The organism is uncultured Algibacter sp., from assembly GCF_947495925.1.
Classification (GTDB): Bacteria; Bacteroidota; Bacteroidia; order Flavobacteriales; family Flavobacteriaceae; genus Algibacter_E.
Map to the genome: position 1 here is coordinate 440,591 of NZ_CANMAU010000001.1, position 24,364 is coordinate 464,954.

The window sequence follows — 24,364 nt, forward strand, 5'->3', positions numbered from 1 at the left end:
CTAGCATTTTAATATTTATAATTTTAGACCTATTTTTGATTTATGACAGAACCCTTTGAAGATATTCCTGTACGCCAAGACATGCAAACTATTGCATTTTATAATCTTGAGAATTTATTCGATTTAAAAAACAACCGACACACCAACGATAACGATTTTTTACCGACATCGGTTAAAAAATGGACGCCAAAACGTTACGGCAATAAACTTAGAAAACTAAGCTATGCCATCTCGAATATTGGTAGACGAGAAACGGGTAAACACCCAGCATTGGTTGGATTAGCAGAAGTTGAAAATGCTAAAGTGATTGAAGATTTATTGCGCTCAAAACATTTGGAAGATTACAATTATGGTTTTGTGCACTTTGATTCGTTAGATGAACGCGGTATTGATGTCGCGCTATTGTATGATAAAAATGTTTTTAAAGTATTAACTTCTGAACCATTTACAATTGAATTAACCGATGAGGACGGATCGGCTGATTATACTAGGGATATTTTATTAGTTTCTGGTTTATTAGATAGCCAAGAAGTTCATGTAGTTGTTAATCATTGGTCTTCTAGACGAGAAGGTGAAAAAGAAACCGAACCTAAACGTATGGCATCATCTCATCAGGTTGGTGAAATTATTTCAAATTTAAAATCGGATAACGTTGACGCTAAGATTATAGTTATAGGTGATTTTAATGATGACCCGCATAGTAAAAGCATTAAAAACTTAGTTGATAATTTCGGCATTTATAATCCGTTTGAAACTTTACGTGCCTACAATAGAGGTTCTGTAAAACATAGGCGCCAATGGTTTTTATTTGACCAAGTTTTAATTTCCACCAATTTTTTTAAGAGTTCAGATAATCAATTTGAATTCTTTAAAGCTAACATCTTTGATGAAGACTTCTTAAAACTCTTTAAAGGCCCTTTTAAAGGCGCGCCATTTAGAACCTATGTTGGCAAAAAGTATAAGGGCGGCTATAGCGATCATTTTCCAGTGTATGCTATTTTAAAAAAATAGAAGAATTTATAAAATAATTTAGGTCGCTTGAAAGACTATATACGCCAAACCCAGAATAATGAATGGAACAAACCAGAGCATCCAAATATTATAATTCAGCTTTTTGTTTTTAAGCATTTTGGCACCTCTAACTTTAAGTTTCTTGCCGCCATACTGCATCCAATTTTTAAAATATAGAAAGACTACGGTTAGAGCAAACAAGGTCCACGCTTTTGTAGGTGACATGGTATCTACGTGCATTTGTTTGAAAAACCTAGCAAAAAAAACCCCTAGAAGCAATAACAAACTGCTTTGTAAAAACGTAATATAGAAAGTGGCTATACTTTGAGCTTTTTTATTCTTTTTTGATTTATAATGTGCTAAAAAATGAAAGAAAAAATTATCGAAACTAGTCATTTGGCTAATGTAGCAACTCAGACTAATTAATCAAAATTACTCTTAATAATCAATACTTATTTCGTCCAACTCATAAACGCCATCAAAAGAAGATTGACCACTACCTGTATATTTAAATGCAATATAAATCGTTCCTGTTTCGCACGATAAATCAATAATTCCTGAATTAAACCATTCGGCAAAAGAATCTGTGTCTTTTACAACATAAGCCGAAGATATTACACCCCAGGTTGCCGATCTAACGGTTTCTTCGTTGCCATCCCAATCAAGAGAGAACAAAACTTCCATAAAACTACTGTCTGCTAAACTATTGGAAGTTTTAAAACGAAGTGTCTCTCCATCTTGAGTATCCAAATTTATGGGTGGTGTAATAAGCCATCCTATGTTACTTATATCTCCGGAGCTCGACGATTGAAATCTAGCCGACCTACCCAAAGAAGCATTTGAGGAGGAGGAAGAATACCCTTCCCATGCTTCAGAACCAGTTTCAATAAAATTAGTCCAACCATCAATAGCGATGGGCTTGTTGTTTTTTTGAGGCTCAAAATCTTCAAATAGTAAATTGTTAGCCCCAGTAACAGCAGCAATACCGCAATTAAATTCCACTGGGTCACAACGCTCACTATCTTCAAAAACAACATTGGTAGAACTATTAATAACTAATACATTAAAATTATCACGAAAGTCTCTGCTAAATACGCCAGTTATGCTTCCTTTATTTTGCGGCACAACTAAGGATTTAAAGTCGGAAAAAGTACTGGTTTGCATAATCATAGAAATACCCGAATCACAACTTTCCAATAACCTAAGACCATCAAACTCATCAAAAGATTCACTGGCAAAAGTCGCCCCCAATTCAAATCTATTCAGTTGCATATTTTGAAGCTGAATTAATGTATTTTCATCAAGAGGTGTTAAATCTTGTAAAGCCACAATTTTTGGTATGATCTCAACAACTTCATTACTTCTAATAACAATATCTTTATACTCCGACTCCTGAATTTGCTCTACTTGGACTCCATTGCCCTTTCCAATAGTAATCACTCCACTAGCTTCACCAATAGTAAGCCCATTTATTTTAACATAAACTTTTTGACCAAACTGATAAGTATCAGAAAGGTTACTGGCATTAATATCTATTTTAAACCCCAGCCTTGGATCGTTATCAGGATTACTATCATCTGTTTTATTCTGAATGATTAATTCTTCAAAAAAATTCCCAAACTTATCTGTTGATACTACGTAAGCTTCAATATATAAACTTGGTGCGTCATCAATAATTACGGTTGTATTCCCGTCAATTAAAGCCTGATCGTAAAGGGATTTTATAGCTTTAAAAGTTGTTATACTTTCCGGAGGAATTTCAAGTTCTTTAAAGGTTATATCTGGCACCTCATAATCATCATTCTTAACACATGACGTCGCCAAAAGGATAATAATTATAAAATTAACCCATACTTTTATTTTATATGTTTTTCGCATATTGACTCCATTTTTATTTGACTAGCCCTTTAACTAGATAACTATATATTAAAAACTTAAATTTAAATTAAGGAAATAGGTTGTTCCTCTACCATACCAATACTTAGAACCAAACACTGGAGTTTCCAGAGCTTGATCATCCCTTAATTCCCTATAATTTGCATTTCTTCTTTGCTCAAAACCACCTGTTTTGTAAACTTCATCTAACAAATTATTAACGCTTGCGAACAACCCTAGATAATATTTGCCCAGTTTCCATGATTTTCCTCCTATTAAGTTGATTGCTATATAATTATCAAACTGTTCTTGTCTCAACAATTCTTTCGCCAATTCTTCATCATAATCTGGAAAAGGGTTCCCATCGAAATCCAAATTGAAATTAGATGTTCTGGTTAAAGGGTTTATGCTTAAATAAGTACGGGAAAAAAAGTTGGCGGTAGCACCAAACCACCAAAAGTCTGGGTCATGATATTCAAAACCAAAAGAATAGGCATTTTGAGGACCATTGCCCAATCTATAATTTTTCAGGTTAGAAGTGCCAAAATCCTTAAACCCGTCAACAAATCCAGCTTCTTTTGAGGCTTCATTCGGTTCTGTTGTTAAAAATAAATTAGGATTATTATCATAAGTAAATTGCCCCATAGCAACAACTCCCTTTAATTTGATTGTTGACGTTACCTGTGCTTCCACACCCAACTCTACCCCAAAAAACTTTTTATCAATACCTTGCAAAATCTCCTGAACAAAAATGGAGTTATCTCCGCCAACACCATCAGCAAAATAAAAAGCAATTTGATTTGCATCGGCAATTTGAGTAAAATACCCTGTTAATTTTGCTTTTACTATTGATGATCTTAACAAATAAGTCGCATCAAAAGACAAAATGTTTTCTTCAGAAATATTAGGAACTACATTATGGTTTTCTCTGGAATTAGAATATATATTTTGAATAAATGGCGCTCTAGAAATAAAACCTGCATTCCCATTAAAAACATGCTTACCTGATAATTTATAAGTTATCCCGCCTTTTAAACCAAAACCTGTAAAGGATAATTTCTCTCCAATACCCAAAGAATTATCAGGAAAACCACCATTTTTAAAGATCCCTTCTCTTTGATAGTTAGTATTAGTAACACTTCCTGCTAAGAAGAAATCAATAGTATTATAAGAAAATTGGCCTTGAGCAAATGCCTTAAGCGACGTCGACATTATATAGTAATGGTACTTAAATTTATCACCTACTCTAACAACTCTATTTGGATTTAGGAGATCATTCTGAGCATCATCAATGGAATTAGTAAAAGGATCAATATCTAAGTAAGTAGAAGCTCCTAGTAAATCTTCAACCTGAGCAAAGTTTTCAGATTTTAAAGAGCTATAGTTAATACCTACATTTAAAAGCACGTTATCATTTATAGCGTAATTCAATATAGAATTTATTGTTAGTTGGGTATCATCTACTCGATCATCATAAAGTGCATATATAGCATTTCCTCCATTTTTCGAATTATCAATATTGGCTTGGTACATGGCATTCCAATTAATTTGTCCATCCCTTTGAAATTCTTTCAAAGCTAAATATGCTAGACCCGGATTATCTGGAAAATTTCGCTCAAAATAACTAGGGAGTTTTTGATAATAAGTTGGACTTGGGTTTGAGCCACCACCTTGTGGGATGTTATCAATTAAATCTGTACCATTGTAATCCAAACGGCTGTTGCTAAGTTTTCCAAACTGATAACCAACGTTAGTGTTCAGATCTGTTTTTTTACTTATAGACCAATAATGATTCAACATGAATAGAGGCTCAATAACAGTCTTAATTCTTGAATTCCTCTTATTCCCTTCTTGCCAGCCCCAATAAGAATTATATTTAATATCTTTTAAATCATAAACCTCTTGGGTATTGGGAGATGATTTCCCTCGTCTATTTGGTGTATATATCCCGGTAAAGTTTAAACTGTGGTCATCACTTAACTTCTTTTCTAAGGCAACATATAGTGAATTGGAACTATATAATGTAGCATGTTGATAGCCTTCGTCTCCCCAACGTCTTCCAATTGAAACTGTATACGCCCAATTATTTTTTAACAATCCAGAACCATATGTAGCCATGATTCGATTAGAATAGCTTCTATTTGATGATGAGTATGTGACTCTGCCACCAGGCCTAGATTGCGATGCCCTAACATTTATATTTGTGGTGCCAAGTACTCTTCCAAAACTGTAGCTAGAAGGAGACCATCCAGAAGCTAATTCTTGATTTCTTAATACATCATTTATTCCTCCCCAATTACTCCATTGGGGACGACCATTAAAAGCTTTATTCATTTCAATACCATTAATCAGAATAGCTCCATTATTAGAATCAAGACCTCGGGCCCTAAAAAAAGATGCACTAAACTCAAAAGCAACTGTTCTTTGAAATACATCTAAAGAAGAAGCTAATAACCCTGAAATATTATCAGCACCGCTAGTATCAGCATTAAGCTCATCATCAGATAAGGTTATTAAGAATAAATCGTCAGTATTTGAAGCATCTTTTTCTAAGGTCATATCAGTGATGTTGACCGTATTCCCTTGGTTTACGGTAACAGGAAACCGTTTTGAAAGATATCCCAATTTTGAAATTAGTAAAACTTGCTCACCTAAAGGTACATCAGCATTAAATTCAAATTCACCTAAAACGTTGGTAAAAACGATAATCTCCGTACCTTCTATAGTGACTTTCACACGTTCAATTGACTCAAAAGTATCGGCATCAATAACACTTCCTTTCAGGAGTGTTTGCTGTCCATAAAAGGATATAGAAGAGAAGCAACAGAAAACAAAAAACAACATGTTCTTCATCTTAAATATCATTTATTTTGTTTTAAAAACTTACTTTAAAGTAGTAAAATACATAATTTATACAAAAAATACTTACATTAGAAATATATTTTGTAATAAATATTATACGTTTTAAAGATTAATAGTATGTATTACCAAAAACTATCCTTTTTTATATTTTTTTTTGGATTAGTCTTCTCACTAGATGCACAAGACAAAAAATTTAAAATTCACACTCTGGCATTCTATAACCTGGAAAACCTATTTGATACAATTAATGACCCTATTAAACTGGATGAATATAGTCCTATAATGGAGTTGAAATCGAGTAAAACCGAAGCCTACAAACAGAAAATTAAAAACATGACTAAGGTTATTGCGAATATCGGCTATACTGATACGCAAAATACTCCAAGTATTCTGGGAGTCTGTGAAGTTGAAAACAAAATGGTTTTAGAAGATTTAGTTAATGATTCGTTACTGGTAGCTAAAGATTATGGCATTATCCATTATGAATCTTCAGACTCTCGCGGTATTGATGTGGCTTTGCTTTATCAAAAAAAGACATTTACTCCATTAAAAACAAGCGCACACGAATTAAAAATTTATGATGATCAAGACCAAAAGCGCATTTATACTAGAGATCAACTTTTGGTAAGCGGAAAACTTGAAGGTGAGCTAATGCATATCATTGTTAATCATTGGCCATCAAGAAGAGGAGGTGAAGCCCGAAGCAGACCTAAACGTGTTGCAGCAGCAAAGTTGAACAAATTCTTAGTAGATTCTTTACAAGCCATTGATCCCTATGCTAAAATTTTTATCATGGGTGATTTAAATGATAATCCAAATAACGCTAGTGTAAAACATATACTAAAGTCAAAAACAGATAGCAATAGAGTACCTTTAAAGGCGCTTTATAATCCATTTTCAGATTTTTATAAGAACGGTTTAGGTACAACTGCTTATAGAGATAATTGGAGTTTATTTGATCAAATTATAGTTACAGCGCCTTTACTTAAAAAAGACTACAGCTCATATAGATTCTATAAGGCAGGGATTTATAACAAGCACTACCTTGTACATCAAAAAGGCAGGTACAAAGGTTATCCTTATAGGAGTTGGTCAAGCGGATCGTTTACAAACGGGTACAGCGACCATTTTCCTGTATACATTTATCTTATTAAAGAAGTCTATAAAGAGTAATTTAGCCTACCCAAGAGCTCCAAGGAATTCTAGATAAAAACAACACCAGTGCTATGGTATAGAAAACAGCAATTGTCTTCAATTTAGCATGCGATGTTAATTTCTTTTTATGTTTTGAATAACCAATTGTAATTAAAGCAACCGCAATAATATTTACAAAAGGGTGTTCAACCAAATACAACCTATTCACAGCGTCTTTCATAACACCTCCCATACCTAACTCGCTAAACATTTGTAAACGTGGAGACACAAAATATAGCACTAACCCAATTAACAATTGTATGTGAGATACGATTAAAGCAAACAGCGACCGTCTAAAATCATTAGCTTCATATTCTTTATCACCAAAAGTTTTAACTAAAGCATTCACGGTTGCAATAAGTAAAACTAATAGTACTAAATATGCCCAATAGGAATGAACTGTTTTTACAATGTCGTACATGATTATTTTATTTAAAAAATTAAAAAACAAATGTAGTAATTAATAACATAAAAAAACCGCTTCAATTTGAAGCGGTTTCTATAAATTTCAGAGTATCGACTAAATCTAAGACTTGCTCTTATAATAATTTAACAGATTGGCTGTTGAAGAATCATGATCCCTAACTGGATCATCACCAAACTCTTGTAATATTTTGCTAGCCAATTGTTTACCTAACTCCACGCCAAACTGGTCATAACTAAATATATTCCATATAATACCTTGTACAAATATTTTATGCTCGTACATAGCAATAAGTTTCCCTAAGCTTTCTGGAGAAAGCTTATCAATAAAAATAGTATTGGTTGGTTTATTTCCTTTGAAAATTTTATAAGGAATGATAGACTCGTTAGTACCTTCTGCCACTACTGCAGCTTCAGTTTTACCATTTAACAAAGCTTCGGTTTGAGCTAAGAAATTAGATGTTAACTTATCTTGATGATCTTGATTTCCATGTAAAGACTTAACAAAACCAATAAAATCTGCTGGAATTAATTTTGTTCCTTGATGTATTAATTGGAAAAACGCATGCTGTGAATTCGTTCCGGGTTCTCCCCAAATAATAGTACCTGTTTGGTAGTCAATCGGGTTTCCATTTCTATCCACGCTTTTTCCATTACTCTCCATAATACCCTGCTGTAAATATGTTGCAAACTGATTAAGGTATTGAGAGTAAGGAATGATAGCTTCACTTTCTGCATTAAAGAAATTGTTATACCACACACTAATAAGTGCTAAAACAACTGGAATATTAGAGTCGAAATCTTCAGTTTTAAAATGCTCATCCATTTCGTTAGCACCTTTTAACAAGCTATCAAAATTATCATAGCCCATAGCTAAACTAATGGTTAAACCAACCGCACTCCAAAGCGAAAAACGACCTCCAACCCAATCCCACATTGGAAAAATATTATTAGCATCAATCCCAAAACCTTTTACCTTTTCAATGTTTGTAGACACCGCTACAAAATGTTTTGCTATAGCGTTCTCAGTTGCCGATTCTAAAAACCACTTTTTTAATGTATTTGCATTTGAAAGTGTTTCCTGTGTCGTAAAAGTTTTCGAAACAATTACGAATAAAGTTGTTTCGGGATCTAGATTTTTAATAACCTCATTAACATGGTCGCCATCTACATTACTTACAAAATGCGTAGTTAAGTTATTTTTATAATATTGTAATGAATCTACAACCATTGCAGGCCCTAAATCTGATCCTCCAATACCTATATTTACAACATCGGTAAAAGCTTTTCCTGTAAAACCTTTTCTATCACCGTTTACAACTTCATTGGTAAAGCCTTCTATTTTCTCTTTTACGGCATAAACCTCTGGCATTACATTAACACCATTCACTTTAAAATTAGCTGATTTAGGTGCTCTTAAAGCACTATGCAAAACCGCTCTCCTTTCTGTTTGATTTATTATTTCACCTGAAAACTGACTTTGAATGGCTTCCTTCAACTTAACATCATCAGCTAATTCCAGTAAATATTTAAAGGTTTCTTCTGTTATTCTATTTTTTGAAAAATCTAGGTAAAAATCGTTCCATTTGATAGTGAACTTATTTGCTCTTTCTTGATCCTGAGCAAATAAATCTTTCATTTGAATATCTTTTATAGTTTCAAAATGCGTTTGTAGTTTTCTCCACGCATTCGTGGTAGTCGGGTTAATACTTGGTAGTGCCATGATTAATGGTTAAGTGATATAGAATTGTTATTTTGTTTTATTATATGTTCTGGTTGATTTTGCTCTTCGAAAACATCTTCTAAAAAATGAATATCGTCAAGCTGTTTTCTAATAGGCTGTATAAAGTCAAGGTATTTAACTTTCAATGAATCAGATATAGGTTTGGCCTCAGGTAACTTCTGCTTAAACGGATCAACCTGCCTACCATTTACCCAAAAACGATAACATACATGAGGTCCACCCGTGTTCCCAGTCATCCCAACCCATCCAATTACATCACCTTGTTTTACAAACTGTCCTACTTTTACATTACGTTTTCTCATGTGTAAGTATTGAGTTTCGTAAGTCGCATTATGTCTTATTTTTACATAATTACCATTTCCGCCACGTCTTTCAGATTTTGTTACGGTTCCATTAGCCGTAGCCATAATTGGTGTACCTATTGGAGCTGCAAAATCTGTTCCTTTATGGGCTCTTACCCTATAACCGTAAACGGCAATTCGTCTTTTTAAGTTGTATCTCGAAGAAATTCTACTAAATTTAACTGGCGCTTTTAAAAAGGCTCTACGTAAATTTTTTGCCTCTTCATTAAAATAATCTTTTATCTCCTTAACAGAATCAGTCATAAACTCAAAAGCATAAAAAGCCTCCTTGTTGTGCTCAAAATAAGCGGCCTTAATATCATGGACTCCAGTATAAATACTATCATCAATGTACTTGTCTGTGTAAATTACTTTAAAACGATCTCCTTTTTGAAGTCTTCTAAAATCAATAGTCCATGCATAAATTTCGTCGGCAAGCTTATAGGCTAACCTCGGACTTAGCCCTTGCTCTTCCAGAGTTAAAGAAATACTACTATTTATAACCCCTGTCGCTACTTTTTCGATGTATGTAATAGGCTTTTTACTGGTATAGGCATGTATGGAATCTTTAAAATTAATAACAACATATTCCTCTAGGTTAGGCTGATAAATAAAAGACTGAGGTAATTCTAAAGAATCCTTTGAGCATAAAAGGGTATAAGGTTTTCCCACCTGTAATCGTCTTATATCAAAAGTATCCTTAGCTTTTTCAGCAATATGAAATATTTTAGGATAACCAACATTATTTCTTTCTAAAATCTCACCAAAACTATCTCCACTTTTAATGGTATCTCTTTTTACAACAAAATCATCTAAATTAAAGCCGAATTCAACAACCTCTTTTACAGGTGCTTCAACCACCGCTTCCTCTTCAACAATTTCTTCTTTTGGATCTTCTTTACATGCCCATAGAACTAAGGCAATAAGTACTAGTATTATATATTTGTTCCCCAATCTGCTGTTTCTTTCTCTGTCCATAAATCTGGAAAAAATATTCTTTTTTGATATTTTGGATGCATATATTTCACCCACTCGCTTCCCCCAGTAGCTTCGGCAGTTTCGCCACCAATATTTAAATAATGATTTGCCGTATTATAATGAGCCATGACCCATTTTATATTGACAGTAAAGTCATAATGTCTCATAGCTTTTATCAAATCTTTATTAGTTTGAGCATCTTTGGGTAAGCCCTTAAATTTGCTCCATAAATTGTTAGTTTGATAAAATTTGGTAAATCTAATAAATTCTTCCTTATAGCGCTCTTCAAATGCTGTTAAAGTATAGGTCTTTTTACCTGTTTCGTAGTCTTTCCCTGCGGCTTGCCAATACAAATGCTCAAAAGCATGCTCATAAGACGAATTTCTATCAATAGTAGCACGAAATCTTTTATCAATAAGGTTAATTAATTCTGTAGACGCAAACTCAATTTTCCGGTATTGGGCACTTTGAAATCCACTTGCTGGCACCAATGTTGTTCTAAATTGGTTATATTGATCGATATCCATACCATCCTTCATGATACTAAATGATGATGTGAGTACATCAAAATACCTACTCACACGCATAATTTTATCTGTAAAAGTAACAACTGAAATATCATGATTTTTAGCCACTTGCTCAATTTCACTAAGAATCATTTTGAAAAGTAACTCAGATATTTGATGATACATGATAAAGACTTTCTCATCTGGAAAAACCGTGCGTTGCACTTGCATGTTTAAAAGCGCATCGGTTTGAATATAGTCCCAATAATTAATGGGTTTGCTATGTAATAAACCTTCTAAATGTGTTTCCACATCTTGGTCTATAGCATCGTATTTGTCTTTTAGCTTTTTGGAAAGTTTAGCACTCAAATTCTCAATTATTAACAACTATTTTAAAAGGATGTTTCAACCCTTTATAAGCTTCTAAATCGGCTCTTAACGAGCCCACAGCTAAGTCTGCTTTAATACGTAAAGGTACTTTATTTTTATCTTTAGACACCCATAGCGTTAAACTTTCTTCCTCTTTAAAAACACGCCCTGCCATAACATAAGGCCTAAATTTTAAAGACGCAACGGTACCAAATTCTGTTTCAATAATTTCCTCGCCAAGGTATTTTAACTTAAAACCGTAATTCTCTTCGTCAAAAAACATATCTATTCGCACTTCATCACCTTGCTTAAGATTATTAGTATCAAGATTATTACGTAAATAATAAAATGTAGATACCATGTCCTGAATATTAGGTTTGGTATCAATGGTTTTTATGGTTTTGTGTTTTCTATTATTTACTTTGGCTTTGTTTTCTTTTTGGTCAAAATCGATAACTATATCCTTAGTGTGCCCACCTTCGTCAATATTTCTAATAAATTTATATGGCATAATAGAATCCTTATCCATATAGCTTTCGTAGCGATCTTTTACTTTAAAGAACCATTTTATCATACCTGTAGTCCAGCCTTTGCCTACCACATGATACACCTGCTTATTATTTAAGTTTGCATGTTTTACTTGCAATGTGGCATTACCAGCTTTCAACCAGTTACTATAACTCATTTTAAACTTAAACCACTCACCTGCACCGAAAGCCGAATCTTGCTGAGCAAATACCGCTTGCATCGAAAAAATTAAAGAAAAAACTAATACTGCCTTTTTCATGATAGTTGGGGTAATTTCTAAGTAACTCTAATAATTACAAATTATTGTGAATAGTAGAAATACAATTACTATTCCAAAAATAAAAATTTAATTGATTTAGACGCCTCTTGGAATGTTATAGTTCTGTTAGAATTGTTATAATTACTAATTATTTGGGCGTTCTCACTACGGTCAGGCTTTCTGGTATATCTTTTTATAGTGTCTCAAAGAAGGATACCCCTTTAATCCTTAACGCAAAAAAACCTGCCAATAAATTCAGCAGGTAAAACTAACACTTAATTTAGGGCTATAATGTTCCTCTATAAGCCTGTTCTCTTTCAATAGACTCAAACAAAGCCTTAAAATTTCCTGCTCCAAAACCACGAGCCCCCATACGTTGAATAATTTCAAAAAACAAAGTGGGTCTATCTTCAACAGGTTTAGTGAATATTTGCAATAAATAGCCTTCCTCATCGGCATCAATCATAATCCCCAGGTTTTTTAAAGTTTCAATATCCTCCCTAAGTTCATGACTATATTCCTCCAAACGCCCGGGAACTGCTTTATAATATGCTTCAGGAGGTTTTGACAAAAACTCAACACCAGATTGTCTTAGTTGCGATACGGTATTAATAATATCATCAGTGGCCACAGCAATATGTTGGACACCTGCACCTTCATAAAAATCGAGATATTCTTCAATCTGCGATTTCTTTTTGCCTTTTGCCGGTTCGTTTATCGGAAATTTTATCCGTCCATTACCATTGCTCATCACTTTACTCATAAGCGCAGAGTATTCTGTATGTATTTGTTTATCATCAAAAGATAAAAAATTCTCAAACCCCATAACATCTTCATACCACTTTACCCAAGTATTCATTTGCCCCCAACCAACATTACCAACCATATGGTCTATATATTTTAAGCCTGCTGATTTAGGGTTATAATCAGATTTCCACTCTATAAATCCTGGTAAAAAAGCCCCTTTGTAATTTTTCCGCTCTACAAACATATGTACCGTTTCTCCGTAAGTATAAATACCTGCTCTAACTACTTCGCCATATTCATCGCTTTCAACAAAAGGCTTCATATACGATTTTGCCCCTCTGCTTGTCGTTTCTACATAAGCTTTCCTAGCATCTTCAACCCAAAGAGCTATTACTTTTACACCATCACCATGTTTTACAATATGCTCATTTAAAGATGATTTACTCGTTAAAGGTGTTGTTAAAACCAATTTAATTTTATCTTGTTTTAGCACGTAACTTACTTGATCTTTGGAACCTGTTTCTAGACCTCTATAAGCATAAGATTGAAAACCAAATGCTGTTTTGTAAAAATGCGCAGCTTGTTTGGCATTACCCACATAAAACTCTACATAGTCGGTTCCTAGAAGCGGTAAAAAATCTTGTGCACCTTCAAATATTTTTTCTAATCCGTAGTTTACTGATTTTATGTCTTTACTCATTTTCTTAATGTTATTTATTGATAAGTTAATTGTTTATTCGTCAAGTAAAAACCTAACGATTGGTTTTTAGCCCTGATTGCAGTGGCATCCTTTTTTGTCTTTCTCAAAAAAGATATAGCGAAAAGCAGGAACAGCTCCAAAAAAACTATTATAACCATGATTTATAATAATCTTCATCTGCTATTTGCATGGCATCTTCAGTGACCATTAACGGTTTAAAAGTATCGACCATAACGGCTAATTCTTCGGTCTCCGTTTTACCTATACTGCGTTCAGTGGCTCCTGGATGTGGACCATGAGGAATGCCTGCTGGGTGTAATGATATATGACCAGCTTCAATATCATTTCTACTCATAAAATCGCCATCCACATAATATAAAACCTCATCACTATCAATATTGCTATGATTATATGGAGCAGGAATAGCTTGTGGATGATAGTCGTACAATCGGGGCACAAAACTACACACTACAAAAGCATCTGTTTCGAACGTTTGATGCACTGGTGGCGGTTGGTGTACTCGTCCCGTTACAGGCTCAAAGTCGTGAATAGAAAACGCATACGGATAATTATAACCATCGTAACCAACCACATCAAAGGGATGCGATGCGTAAACCATTTCAATAATATCGTCTTGCTTTTTAACTTTAATTAAAAAGTCTCCAGACTGATTATAGGTTTCTAACTCTTCTGGCCTACGAATATCTCGCTCGCAAAATGGCGAGTGTTCTAGAAGTTGCCCAAACCAATTTCTATATCGTTTTGGCGTATATATGGGCCTGCGAGATTCAACGATAAACAATCTATTATCTTCAGTATCAAAATCTATTTTATAAATACTCCCTCTAGGGATTAGTAAATAATCGCCATATTTAAAATCTAGATTACCAAGCATGGTTCTTAACTTTCCCGAACCTTTATGTATAAATAAAAGCTCATCGGCATCTGTGTTTTTATAAAAATAATCTAACGTTGATTGTTTAGGCGCAGCCAAAATAATCGCACAGTCGCTATTTATTAATATGGTTTTTCTACTTTCTAAATAATCCTTTATTGGTTGTACTTGGAATCCTTTTAAACGATACGACTTTATATTATTTTTTAAAGCAATTTTAGGCGCAACATTATATTGTTTCCTTATGGATTTTACTTGCGTAGGTCGTTGCTCATGATAACTATTTGTTGACATACCATCGAAACCGATAGTACCAAATAATTGTTCGTAATACAAGCTACCATCGGGTTTCTTAAATTGGGTGTGGCGTTTATGTGGAATACTTCCTAATTTATGATAAAAAGGCATACTTTTTTTATTTTAAAAATTAATTATTATCTACTATTTAAAACTTGCTTAAATAGTTAAATAGCTAATACATATAAAGATACAAAAAGTATACTCACTCAGGATTGCGCTTGATGAGGTAGTGAAGAAATGCTAATAAGTCTTTCCAGAAAAGATCCATAGTGATACAAATATCGGGAATTTATTTAGAAAACAACCCATATGAAATTTTGAAAGGTTCTCATATTCATATAATTGACAACTAAATTGTCAAAACCAAAATCCAACATTAAAAAACCATGTGCTATTTTTCTGTTCAGGAGAATAACTATATTTTATTTGAACAGGACCTAAAAAGGTTTCTAGCCCATATCCCAATGCATAACCCCTATAATCTGGCAAGGTAAACCACTCTCCTGTTTCAAAAATATTATCAGCTATATTTGACCAATTCCCCTCCAAAGTTATGTGATGCTTTTTAAAAACCTCATAATCTGCCACCGCAGATGCTTTAACAAAACTGTTCCCTGTTAAAGACACAAAATCATAACCTAAAAACGGTATAAAATTATTGATGAAATTACTTCCATAGCCGCCTAAGGCAAAGTCTAAAGCTTGTGTTGATGTATCTCCTATTTTAAAACCACCCCCTGTTTGTAGATTAAATGCTAACTTATCGGTTACACTAAAAGCATAACCCATATTAGCTTTGGCTATTGAGAAATTCTTAAAATCATCTCCTTGACTCGATGACAAGAAATAAATATGCAAATCTCCATTGAAATAAACTCCTCTCTTGGGAAAATACATATTGCTGTAAGTATCTAGTTTCAACTCACCAAACAGGCTTAAAAAATTTGTACTTTCAAAGCTTAAATTCGTATTTGAATTATCTCTAGAAATAGTCTCTGTATCTATTTCTAAGTTTTTATGTTCAACTCCCATACTTAAAGCAAAATCTCTTAAAAATAGGGTTTGCAGATAAAATTGATTGGTAAAATCTTTTAGCTTAACATCAATTTTGCTTACTCCTCCTGCATTCAACAAAACGGGATCATCAATTAATAACAGAGGGTTAATATTTCTATCAAATTGATTATACCTAGATTTCACACCAATACTCCAATAAAAACCTCTATCAACTAAATACTCAAAATTATATCTAACATTATCTCCGAGAATAAAGTCTAAAGATGCCACATCATTTTTAAAAAATAATCTCTTTTTAGTAACATTAACTAGAGCAGCACTCTTGTATAACTCATCATAATGAATTCCTAGTTTTAAAAATAAACTTTGTTCAGTTTCTGTAACTATTGTATTGATATCATAACCTTCTTCTCCTTCAACTTTTATAAATTCATATTTTATGGCATCAAAGTTATTGGTTGCTTCCAAACGATTCATCCCTTTTTTTAAATCCTTATAGCTAACCTTTTCATTATCCTTTAACCTCAATTTCCCTAACACATAAGCTCTTGTATATTTGTTATTCCCTTTTAAATGCACATGATTTACCTTAATACTATCGATGGGTTTTGGCTTTACTTCTGAAATTAAATCATTACTTTCTTTACGAGTCAAAGCACTCAGTCTACTTAATTCTTTCATGGCAGCCACTTTACCGTTCGCAATAATTTGATTGCCTTCACTAAAAGAAACCACGTTAAATCCAATAATATCAGGCTTAACATAAATATCGGTTTTTTCAGCTTTTAATTTCATATCATTAATTGTTCTGAAATTATTTATTTGTATGAGCACATCTGGTGCTGATTCTAATTCTTCTCGATTTCGAAGCCCATCTTGTACATCAACACCTATAATAACATCCATACCTTTGGCACGTAACTCATCTATAGGATAATTATTAGCAACACCACCATCTATTAATACTTGATCTTCAATAATAACGGGTTGAAAAACTGATGGCAATGCACCACTTGCCAATATGGATTGAGGTAAATCTCCCTTATCTAAAATAACTTGTTCTCCAGTTTCAGCATCTGTTGCTATACAAAAAAATGGAATGGGTAACTTCTCAAAATCGTGAATTTGACTCACATGAATAAGCGACTCTAACAGCAAACTATATACATTATAACCCTTAGAAAGTGCAGAAGGTAATTTAACTTTAAGTCTATCAAATGGAAGTTTTACAGCATACTTATCGTCGTTACCACGTTCGTAAGATGTTTTTGAAACCCTTGGCAAATCGTCATTTATAACTTTATCAAAATCTAAAATTTGAAATATAGAATCCAACTGGTTTCCTGTATAACCAGAAGCATACAGCCCGCCTATTATTGCTCCCATACTAGTTCCTGCTACATAGTCAATTTTAACACCAAGGCTATCAATAACCTTTAAGGCTCCAATATGTGCTAATCCTTTTGCGCCACCACCACTTAAAACTAAACCAACTTTTGGGCTATTCGCTTCTGTTTTATGTTGCGCTTGCACGGAAAATAAAGAAAGTAGACATAAAGTTAATATGATAAAAAAGTACTTCAAAATATAATTTAGAAATGCGTTATTTTATTTCTCATGATAATAGTTATAAACCTTTTCTGCTCGGGATACGCCAACTACAGCCTCTAACTCATCCAACTTAGCATTGGCAACGCGCTTAGCAGATTTAAAATGTCTCAACAATTCTACAACTGTTTTTTCTCCTACGCCTTGAATCGTTTCTAGTTCTGTATTTAACGCTGTTTTACTTCGTTTATTTCTATGATGTTCAATGCCAAAACGGTGTGCTTCATTGCGCAATTGTTGAATAATCTTGAGTGTTTCACTTTTCTTATCTAAATATAGCGGAATTGGGTCTTCTGGATAAAATAACTCTTCTAAACGTTTAGCAATTCCGATGATAGCAATCGTACCTCTCAACTTTAACTCATCCAAACTTTTTAAAGCCGAAGATAACTGCCCTTTACCCCCATCAATAATAATAAGTTGTGGCAAAGGTTGATTTTCTTCAACCAAACGCCTGTATCGTCTATAAACCACTTCTTCCATAGATGCAAAATCATCTGGTCCTTCAACGGTTTTAATATTGAAATGACGATACTCTTTTTTACTAGGTTTTCCATTTTTAAATACCACACATGCCGCCACCGGATGTGTACCTTGAATGTTTGAATTATCAAAACACTCAATATGTCTTGGTTCTTCTGAAAGTCTTAAATCTGCTTTCATTTGAGCCATAATTCTATTTGCATGTCTATCAGGATCAACAATCTTCATCTGTTTGAAACGGTCCATTCTATAATACTTTGCGTTTCTTAATGATAAATCTAGAATGTGTTTTTTATCTCCCAATTTAGGAATAGTCACTTTCACATCTTCACCTAAAGCTATCTTAAAAGGGACGTAGATTTCTTTTGAGTTGGAATTAAAACGTTGCCTAATTTCAGTAATGGCCAGTCCTAGTAACTCTTCATCTGTTTCATCCAACTTCTTTTTAATCTCTAAGGTATGAGAACGTATGATAGATCCGTATGACAATTGCAAAAAGTTAACATATCCATAACTTTCGTCACTTGTAATGGAAAACACATCTACATTACTTATTTTTGGATTTATAATGGTCGACTTTGCCTGATAATTTTCTAGAACCTCAACTTTTTCTTTTATTTTTTGAGCTTCTTCAAACTGCATGTTTTCTGCAAAAGCTTTCATTTGGGTTTTAAACTGAGAGAGAGAGTCTTTAAAATTACCTTTTAATATTTCTTTAATGGCTTTTATATTCTCGTTGTATTCCTCTATGGTTTCATAGCCTTCACATGGTCCTTTACAATTACCTAGATGGTATTCTAAGCATACTTTATACTTTCCAGCTTCAATTTTTTCCTGAGCCAAATCATAATTACACGTTCTTAAACTATACAAACCCTTAATTAAGTCAAGTAACGTATGAACCGTTTTTCCGCTAGTATAAGGCCCAAAATATTCACTGCCATCTTTAAACACACGACGGGTTGAAAACACTCTTGGAAAGCGTTCATTCTTAATACAAATCCAAGGGTAAGACTTATCGTCTTTTAACAATACATTATATCTTGGTTGATATTTTTTTATCAGATTGTTCTCTAATAAAAGAGCATCAGTTTCGGTATCTACTACAATATGCTTTATATCTGCAATTTTTTTTACAAGAACTCTTGTTTTACCATAATCATGTGTTTTTGTAAAATAAGAACTTACGCGTTTTTTTAAATTTTTGGCTTTTCCGACATAGATAATCGTACCCTCCTTATCGTAGTATTGATAAACTCCGGGTTGATTAGGTAAGGTTTTTAATTGTATCTCTAAATCGGGGGTATCCATTATGGTAAAGGTATATACTAAATAGTAATTATCTAAAAATCAGCAGGCCTTTTTTTAGTATCTTGCATATAACATTACAAATACCTAAAGTATTTAAAACAACTTTAAATAATCTTAAGCAGAACTACTTTAAGTACTTTTATGAATATAGTCATTCTATCCAGAAACCCTCAATTGTATTCTACAGAGCGCCTTGTAGAAGAAGGTAGTAAGCGAGGCCACGACATTGAAGTCATAGACCCTCTAAAATGTGATATCATTATTGAAAAAGAAAAACCTACCATTTACTACAAAGACCGTTACTTAGATTATGTTGATGCCATTATCCCTAGAATAGGAGCTTCCGTTACCTTTTTTGGATGCTCTGTAGTCAGACAGTTTGAAATGATGGGCGTTTTTACTATTGTAACCTCTGACGCTATCCAACGCTCAAGAGATAAATTACGCAGTTTACAGCGTTTAACCAAAGCTGGAATTGGTATGCCTAAAACGGTTTTTACCAATTACTCTAGAGATGTAGAAGAAGTTATAGATCATGTTGGCGGAACACCAGTAATTATCAAACTGTTAGAAGGCACACAGGGATTAGGCGTTGTTTTGGCAGAAACAAAAAATGCAGCAGAATCGGTTCTGGAAGCCTTTAATGGATTACAGGCGAGAGTTATTGTTCAGGAATTTATTAAGGAAGCCGGTGGAGCAGATGTGCGTGCTCTAGTAGTTGACGGACAAGTTGTTGGCGCTATGAAACGCCAAGGAAAGGAAGGTGAGTTTCGTTCTAACCTGCATCGGGGAGGAACAGCAAATATTATAAAACTTAATCATGATGAATTAAAGCTGGCTATGAATGCTTCAAAAGCATTAAATTTGCCCGTTTGCGGAGTAGATATGCTACAATCGTCTAGAGGTCCATTAATATTAGAAGTAAACTCAACCCCCGGACTTGAAGGCATTGAAACCGCAACAGGAAGAAATATTGCTAAATCTATAATTAGATTTATTGAAAAAAACGCCAAATAAATGTCCGAATCAACAATTGACATATTACATATTTTAGGAGAAACCGTACTCCCTGGTGAAAGTAAAGAAGTAAATTTTGACGTCGCTAATTTGCATACATCTACACCTGTTAATGTTCCTTTAATTATTGAGCGTTCTAAAAAATCTGGACCAATAGTTTTGTTCACAGCTGGAATCCATGGTGATGAAGTAAATGGTGTTGAAATAGTAAGACAACTCATTTCTAAAGGAATAAACCAACCCAAAATAGGCACCATAATTTGTATGCCAGTAATCAACGTTTTTGGGTTTATAAATCTGAAACGCGAATTTCCTGATGGTAGAGATTTAAATCGGATGTTTCCAGGTAGTCCTTCTGGTTCTTTAGCAGGACGCGTAGCGCACAAACTTATTAATGAGGTCATCCCGCATGTAGATCTAATTGTTGATTTTCATACAGGTGGTTCAGGTAGATTTAATACTCCCCAACTTCGCTACGAAATAAACAATAAAAACCTTGAGGACTTAGCCATGGCTTTTGCCCCTCCTTTTGTACTATATTCTAAAAACTTATCTAAATCATTTAGAGCGACCTGCAATAAATTAGAAAAACCCTTGCTACTTTTTGAAGGTGGAAAATCATTTCATATAGATGATGTAGTTACCAATTCTGGAGTCAATGGCTCTAAACGGCTTTTAAAACATCTAGGCATGTTAAAAACCGTTTTTAAATCTTCTAAACCTAAAAAAGAATGTGTTTTCATTGAAAACAGCAAATGGCTTCGCGCCAAATATTCTGGTATGTTCAAAGCTGTAATTCCTATCGGGTCGCATGTTGAAAAAGAAGATATTCTAGGACACATTACAGACCCATATGGTAAGTTTAATTATTTTGTTCGAGCTAGACATTCTGGTTTTATTATCAATGTGAACGAATCACCAATCGTATATCAAGGCGATGCATTATTTCATGTGTCTTTAGAATTGAAAAAGTAACATATGGTCAAGTCTGAATTACGCAAAACATACAAAGCGAAAAGAAATGAACTATCTCAAAATGATGTGGATAATTTAAGTCTTGACATTTCAAATCAACTGCTTGGACTGCCAGTTTGGAAGTATTCCTTTTATCATATCTATTTATCTATTCAAGAACAAAAGGAAGTTAACACTGACTATATTTTAAATATTTTATCAGGAAAGGACAAAAACATTTTACTTTCTAAGAGTAATTTTAAAACAGGCTTGATGACACATTTTTTGTTAACCGATAGTACGCACATCAAGAAAAACAGCTACAATATCCCAGAACCCATTGATGGTATTGAAATCTCGAATGATAAAATTGATGTGGTCTTTATTCCACTTCTTGCTTTTGACAAAATGGGGAACCGCGTGGGTTACGGCAAAGGGTTTTATGATCGTTTTTTGAATTCCTGCAAACCTGAAACTATAAAAATAGGCTTATCATTCTTTGAGGTTGAAAATGAAATAACTGATATTTTCGAGAGTGACGTTAGGTTGGATTATTGTGTAACACCCAAGCAAACCTATCGTTTTTAATTATTTATTACAGCTTTCGCAATACGTCTTTCTTAAAAACGCATTTTCCAACAATTGAAATGTAACCCCTCCTTCATTTACCGAGTCGAATAATTTACAAAAACGCTCTTTATTCATATTAATTGCGTTTAACATTATTGTTCGATAACTCTTCTCTCTAGTCAACTCCTTGTTTATAAGTGTAAGATTTAAGTAATAGAATAATAAATCTTCATCAATATCGATAGTTTTAGCCTTAGGATTTAATAAATCAATAGCCATATTTGGACTACCGTATTTATTAAAATACTGGGCTAAGTTTAAATAATCATTACTAGAAGAATTAAACTTTTTATAATTGGTATTAACATAATTCACAGAATTTTGTTTACTCGTACGGTCACCCTGAAGCAGAAAGTATTCAGAAAGAATAATATTTAAATTTGCTAACATCCTAGAAATATCTCCCTCAGAAATACCATATTTTTTTAATGAATAAATCTGAGTATTAAGATCCGTTTTTTGAACATTAGCAGCATCCCAATACAATAATTTTATTCTTACAGCGGCTAAATTATACTTAATAGCAGCGTTATTAGGAGCAAGTTTTTCAAGTTCTTGCAACTCATTATAAGTAATTAAAGCATAGGTGAAATCAGTCATATACCTAAAAGCCGAATTTTTATTTAAAATATCAACAAATTCCTTTTGTTTGGGGACCTTCATTTTATCTAAAAAGCTTAATCCCTTTGGGTTTCTCCTAATCCTTTCAAATATAGAGTTTTGAATACCTTTAGCGACTTCAATATTTTTCTTCGCAACCTCCTGATTAAACTTTAATAATAATTCATCCAGTCCCAAAGTACTATATTTATCTTTCTTCTCTATCTCCAATTCCACAACTGCTTTTCTGTGGTTTTTAAGAATAGGCTCCATTTCTCTTGAAATTGTTCCTGCAATCTCTTCTCTCACCTCATATTTACTTAAAGGTTTCAAGTACTGATACTTTGTTCCTTCAATGTCGTTAAAAAACTCTACCCAGTTTTCAGAAGCTGACACTTCAGTTTTTATAGCTGAACCTTGAAACTCTTGTAATGCTTTTACTATACTATTACCACGTTTTACTTGTAGAACTTTATTTCTACTTACTATTCCTTCAATAGAAGCATACGCCTTTATTTTAATACTTTTAATATTAAAATCTGTCAAACTTAAGGATTCATAAATAGGTTTAATATCAGCTTTAGAATATGTGACTTGATTTTTCTTAAATGGAATAATAAATTTTAATGATTCATCCTTAGCAAGCGACTGACTATCTGAAGACTGAATCTGTTTTGGATTAATGGTTAAATTATCCAAATACATTCCCATATCCAATAAGTCCCAATCATAAGATTTTAAATCATAGATAACATAATAGCGACACAGATTTTTATTACTTAAAAACAGAATATTATATTCTAAATCTTGATTCAACAAATCCATAGGTATCTTACCTAAATTAACTTGATAAATATTATTACTATTTAAATCTAGTCCTTTTTTTAAATCACGTGAGTAAACGGGTTCGAGTAAGTGACCACGAATTTCTTTAATTGGAAGAGATGGATTCTTACAACTATATTTGTCTTTAGCAACAATATCAACCGCTAAACCATCACCGGGATTTTTAAATAATCTATTAAACCAGTCTATATCATTAACTTGAAAAAAAAGATTTGCCCCTACTCTTTCAATTGAAAACTCAACCTCTTCAGGTTTTTGGTTAAATATCTGATAACAGGTTTTACATTTTTCACCTTCATCTTTTTCTGGAAAAACAATATCATAGGTGTTTTGGGAGAACGAAAGTTTAAAAAACAAAAAACAAACGATTAAGAATAGGCACTTACCTTTCATTAAAAACGAGGGAATTAGATTGAGTATAATAGCAAGAGATAAATATAATAAATAAACTTGATGTAGTAAATACTTACTTAAAATCTATTTCAAATTAATTCTTAGAAAATGCTTTTTTATTAAACACAATTAACATAATAAATCCAGTACTAATAGCCATATCAGCTACATTAAAGACTGGCTCAAAGAAATTAAAGCGCTTCCCTGCATAAAACGGAAACCATTCTGGAAAGTCTATTTCAAATAATGGGAAATAAAGCATATCAACAACATGGCCATGTAACAATGAGTCATAACCTCCCGATTCGGGCAAGAAAGTTGCTACTTGACTATAACTATCATCAAATAAAACACCATAAAACACAGAATCAATAATATTACCTAAGGCTCCTGCAAATATTAAAGCAATGGCCAAAATGAGTATTTTAGAATTTTGCTTTTTTGTAGAATCATAAAGCCAATAACCAATTCCAAAAATAGCAACTACACGAAATAACGTTAGGGCAATTTTAGCAGATCTATCAGAAATAAAGGAAGTGAAGTCACTAATTTTTGTTCCCCAAGCCATTCCATCATTCTCAATAAAATAGATTTTAAACCAACTAAAAACATCAACACTTTCATGAAGTGCAAAATGTGTTTTTATGTAAATTTTACTTATTTGATCAAAAAGTAAAATAACAACAATTAAGACTATAGATTTTTTAAGTGACATGTTTATTTAATTAATCTCTTTTTAAGCAGAAATAACAAAGTTTTGTAAATGAAAAACG

General features: G+C 33.1%; 19 protein-coding genes. 5 read left to right on the forward strand and 14 right to left on the reverse strand.

Annotated features, from left to right (window positions below):
- The first annotated feature begins 42 nt into the window (after nt 1-42).
- Entirely contained in the window at nt 43-1,011 is a 969-nt protein-coding gene (locus tag Q0857_RS02000; protein ID WP_298531372.1) for an endonuclease, read from the forward strand.
- A gap of 18 nt (nt 1,012-1,029) precedes the next feature.
- Here the strand turns inward: Q0857_RS02000 and Q0857_RS02005 are convergent, their stop codons facing one another.
- The 3 genes from Q0857_RS02005 to Q0857_RS02015 all read right to left on the reverse strand — a co-directional run bounded on the left by Q0857_RS02005 (nt 1,030) and on the right by Q0857_RS02015 (nt 5,751).
- The gene (locus Q0857_RS02005; RefSeq protein ID WP_298531375.1) at nt 1,030-1,251 is read right to left on the reverse strand and encodes a hypothetical protein; all 222 of its coding nucleotides are present in this window, start codon (nt 1,249-1,251) and stop codon (nt 1,030-1,032) included.
- A gap of 198 nt (nt 1,252-1,449) precedes the next feature.
- Nucleotides 1,450-2,889 carry a DUF5689 domain-containing protein gene (locus Q0857_RS02010; protein WP_298531378.1) on the reverse strand — a complete coding sequence of 480 codons (1,440 nt, stop codon included), beginning with the start codon at nt 2,887-2,889 and terminating at the stop codon, nt 1,450-1,452.
- A gap of 48 nt (nt 2,890-2,937) precedes the next feature.
- The gene (locus Q0857_RS02015; RefSeq protein ID WP_298531381.1) at nt 2,938-5,751 is read right to left on the reverse strand and encodes a TonB-dependent receptor; all 2,814 of its coding nucleotides are present in this window, start codon (nt 5,749-5,751) and stop codon (nt 2,938-2,940) included.
- A 114-nt stretch (nt 5,752-5,865) separates the two neighbouring features.
- Here Q0857_RS02015 and Q0857_RS02020 point away from each other — a divergent pair, with 114 nt between their 5' ends.
- Complete coding sequence (locus Q0857_RS02020) at nt 5,866-6,921, forward strand: endonuclease/exonuclease/phosphatase family protein (RefSeq protein ID WP_298531384.1); 1,056 nt, start codon at nt 5,866-5,868, stop codon at nt 6,919-6,921.
- Between the two features lies 1 nt (nt 6,922).
- Here Q0857_RS02020 and Q0857_RS02025 read toward each other — a convergent pair whose 3' ends face one another.
- The 9 genes from Q0857_RS02025 to uvrC all read right to left on the reverse strand — a co-directional run bounded on the left by Q0857_RS02025 (nt 6,923) and on the right by uvrC (nt 19,151).
- The gene (locus Q0857_RS02025) at nt 6,923-7,363 is read right to left on the reverse strand and encodes a hypothetical protein (protein WP_298531387.1); all 441 of its coding nucleotides are present in this window, start codon (nt 7,361-7,363) and stop codon (nt 6,923-6,925) included.
- Nucleotides 7,364-7,468: 105 nt separating this feature from the next.
- The gene (gene pgi, locus Q0857_RS02030) at nt 7,469-9,088 is read right to left on the reverse strand and encodes a glucose-6-phosphate isomerase (RefSeq protein WP_298531390.1); all 1,620 of its coding nucleotides are present in this window, start codon (nt 9,086-9,088) and stop codon (nt 7,469-7,471) included.
- A gap of 2 nt (nt 9,089-9,090) precedes the next feature.
- The gene (locus Q0857_RS02035) at nt 9,091-10,428 is read right to left on the reverse strand and encodes a peptidoglycan DD-metalloendopeptidase family protein (RefSeq protein ID WP_298531392.1); all 1,338 of its coding nucleotides are present in this window, start codon (nt 10,426-10,428) and stop codon (nt 9,091-9,093) included.
- A complete protein-coding gene (locus Q0857_RS02040) occupies nt 10,386-11,303 on the reverse strand; it encodes a tryptophan 2,3-dioxygenase family protein (RefSeq protein ID WP_298531394.1) in 918 nt (305 codons plus the stop codon). The genes Q0857_RS02035 and Q0857_RS02040 overlap by 43 nt, the downstream gene beginning before the upstream one ends.
- A 4-nt stretch (nt 11,304-11,307) precedes the next feature.
- Nucleotides 11,308-12,090 carry a DUF3108 domain-containing protein gene (locus Q0857_RS02045; RefSeq protein WP_298531397.1) on the reverse strand — a complete coding sequence of 261 codons (783 nt, stop codon included), beginning with the start codon at nt 12,088-12,090 and terminating at the stop codon, nt 11,308-11,310.
- 286 nt (nt 12,091-12,376) lie between these two features.
- Nucleotides 12,377-13,537: a 4-hydroxyphenylpyruvate dioxygenase gene (gene hppD / locus Q0857_RS02050; protein WP_298531401.1), complete on the reverse strand. Its 1,161-nt coding sequence runs from the start codon at nt 13,535-13,537 to the stop codon at nt 12,377-12,379.
- A 148-nt stretch (nt 13,538-13,685) separates the two neighbouring features.
- The gene (locus Q0857_RS02055) at nt 13,686-14,840 is read right to left on the reverse strand and encodes a homogentisate 1,2-dioxygenase (protein WP_298531404.1); all 1,155 of its coding nucleotides are present in this window, start codon (nt 14,838-14,840) and stop codon (nt 13,686-13,688) included.
- A 249-nt stretch (nt 14,841-15,089) separates the two neighbouring features.
- Nucleotides 15,090-17,333: a patatin-like phospholipase family protein gene (locus Q0857_RS02060; RefSeq protein WP_298531407.1), complete on the reverse strand. Its 2,244-nt coding sequence runs from the start codon at nt 17,331-17,333 to the stop codon at nt 15,090-15,092.
- Between the two features lie 24 nt (nt 17,334-17,357).
- Entirely contained in the window at nt 17,358-19,151 is a 1,794-nt protein-coding gene (uvrC, locus tag Q0857_RS02065) for an excinuclease ABC subunit UvrC (RefSeq protein ID WP_298531409.1), read from the reverse strand.
- A 141-nt stretch (nt 19,152-19,292) separates the two neighbouring features.
- Between uvrC and rimK the strand changes: the two genes are divergently transcribed.
- Genes rimK through Q0857_RS02080 form a run of 3 tightly spaced genes read left to right on the forward strand, consistent with a single transcriptional unit; the run spans nt 19,293 to nt 21,710 of the window.
- Nucleotides 19,293-20,168, forward strand: coding sequence for a 30S ribosomal protein S6--L-glutamate ligase (gene rimK / locus Q0857_RS02070; RefSeq protein WP_298531411.1), 876 nt, complete (start codon nt 19,293-19,295; stop codon nt 20,166-20,168).
- Entirely contained in the window at nt 20,169-21,143 is a 975-nt protein-coding gene (locus Q0857_RS02075; RefSeq protein WP_298531414.1) for a succinylglutamate desuccinylase/aspartoacylase family protein, read from the forward strand. It begins immediately after the preceding gene.
- 3 nt (nt 21,144-21,146) lie between these two features.
- Nucleotides 21,147-21,710: a 5-formyltetrahydrofolate cyclo-ligase gene (locus tag Q0857_RS02080; RefSeq protein WP_298531417.1), complete on the forward strand. Its 564-nt coding sequence runs from the start codon at nt 21,147-21,149 to the stop codon at nt 21,708-21,710.
- On the opposite strand, the gene Q0857_RS02085 is transcribed toward Q0857_RS02080, so the two are convergent.
- Together Q0857_RS02085 and Q0857_RS02090 are read right to left on the reverse strand one after the other, a co-directional pair.
- Nucleotides 21,711-23,555: a hypothetical protein gene (locus Q0857_RS02085; protein WP_298531420.1), complete on the reverse strand. Its 1,845-nt coding sequence runs from the start codon at nt 23,553-23,555 to the stop codon at nt 21,711-21,713.
- 130 nt (nt 23,556-23,685) lie between these two features.
- Complete coding sequence (locus Q0857_RS02090; protein ID WP_298531423.1) at nt 23,686-24,306, reverse strand: lipoprotein signal peptidase; 621 nt, start codon at nt 24,304-24,306, stop codon at nt 23,686-23,688.
- Between the last annotated feature and the right edge of the window lie 58 nt (nt 24,307-24,364).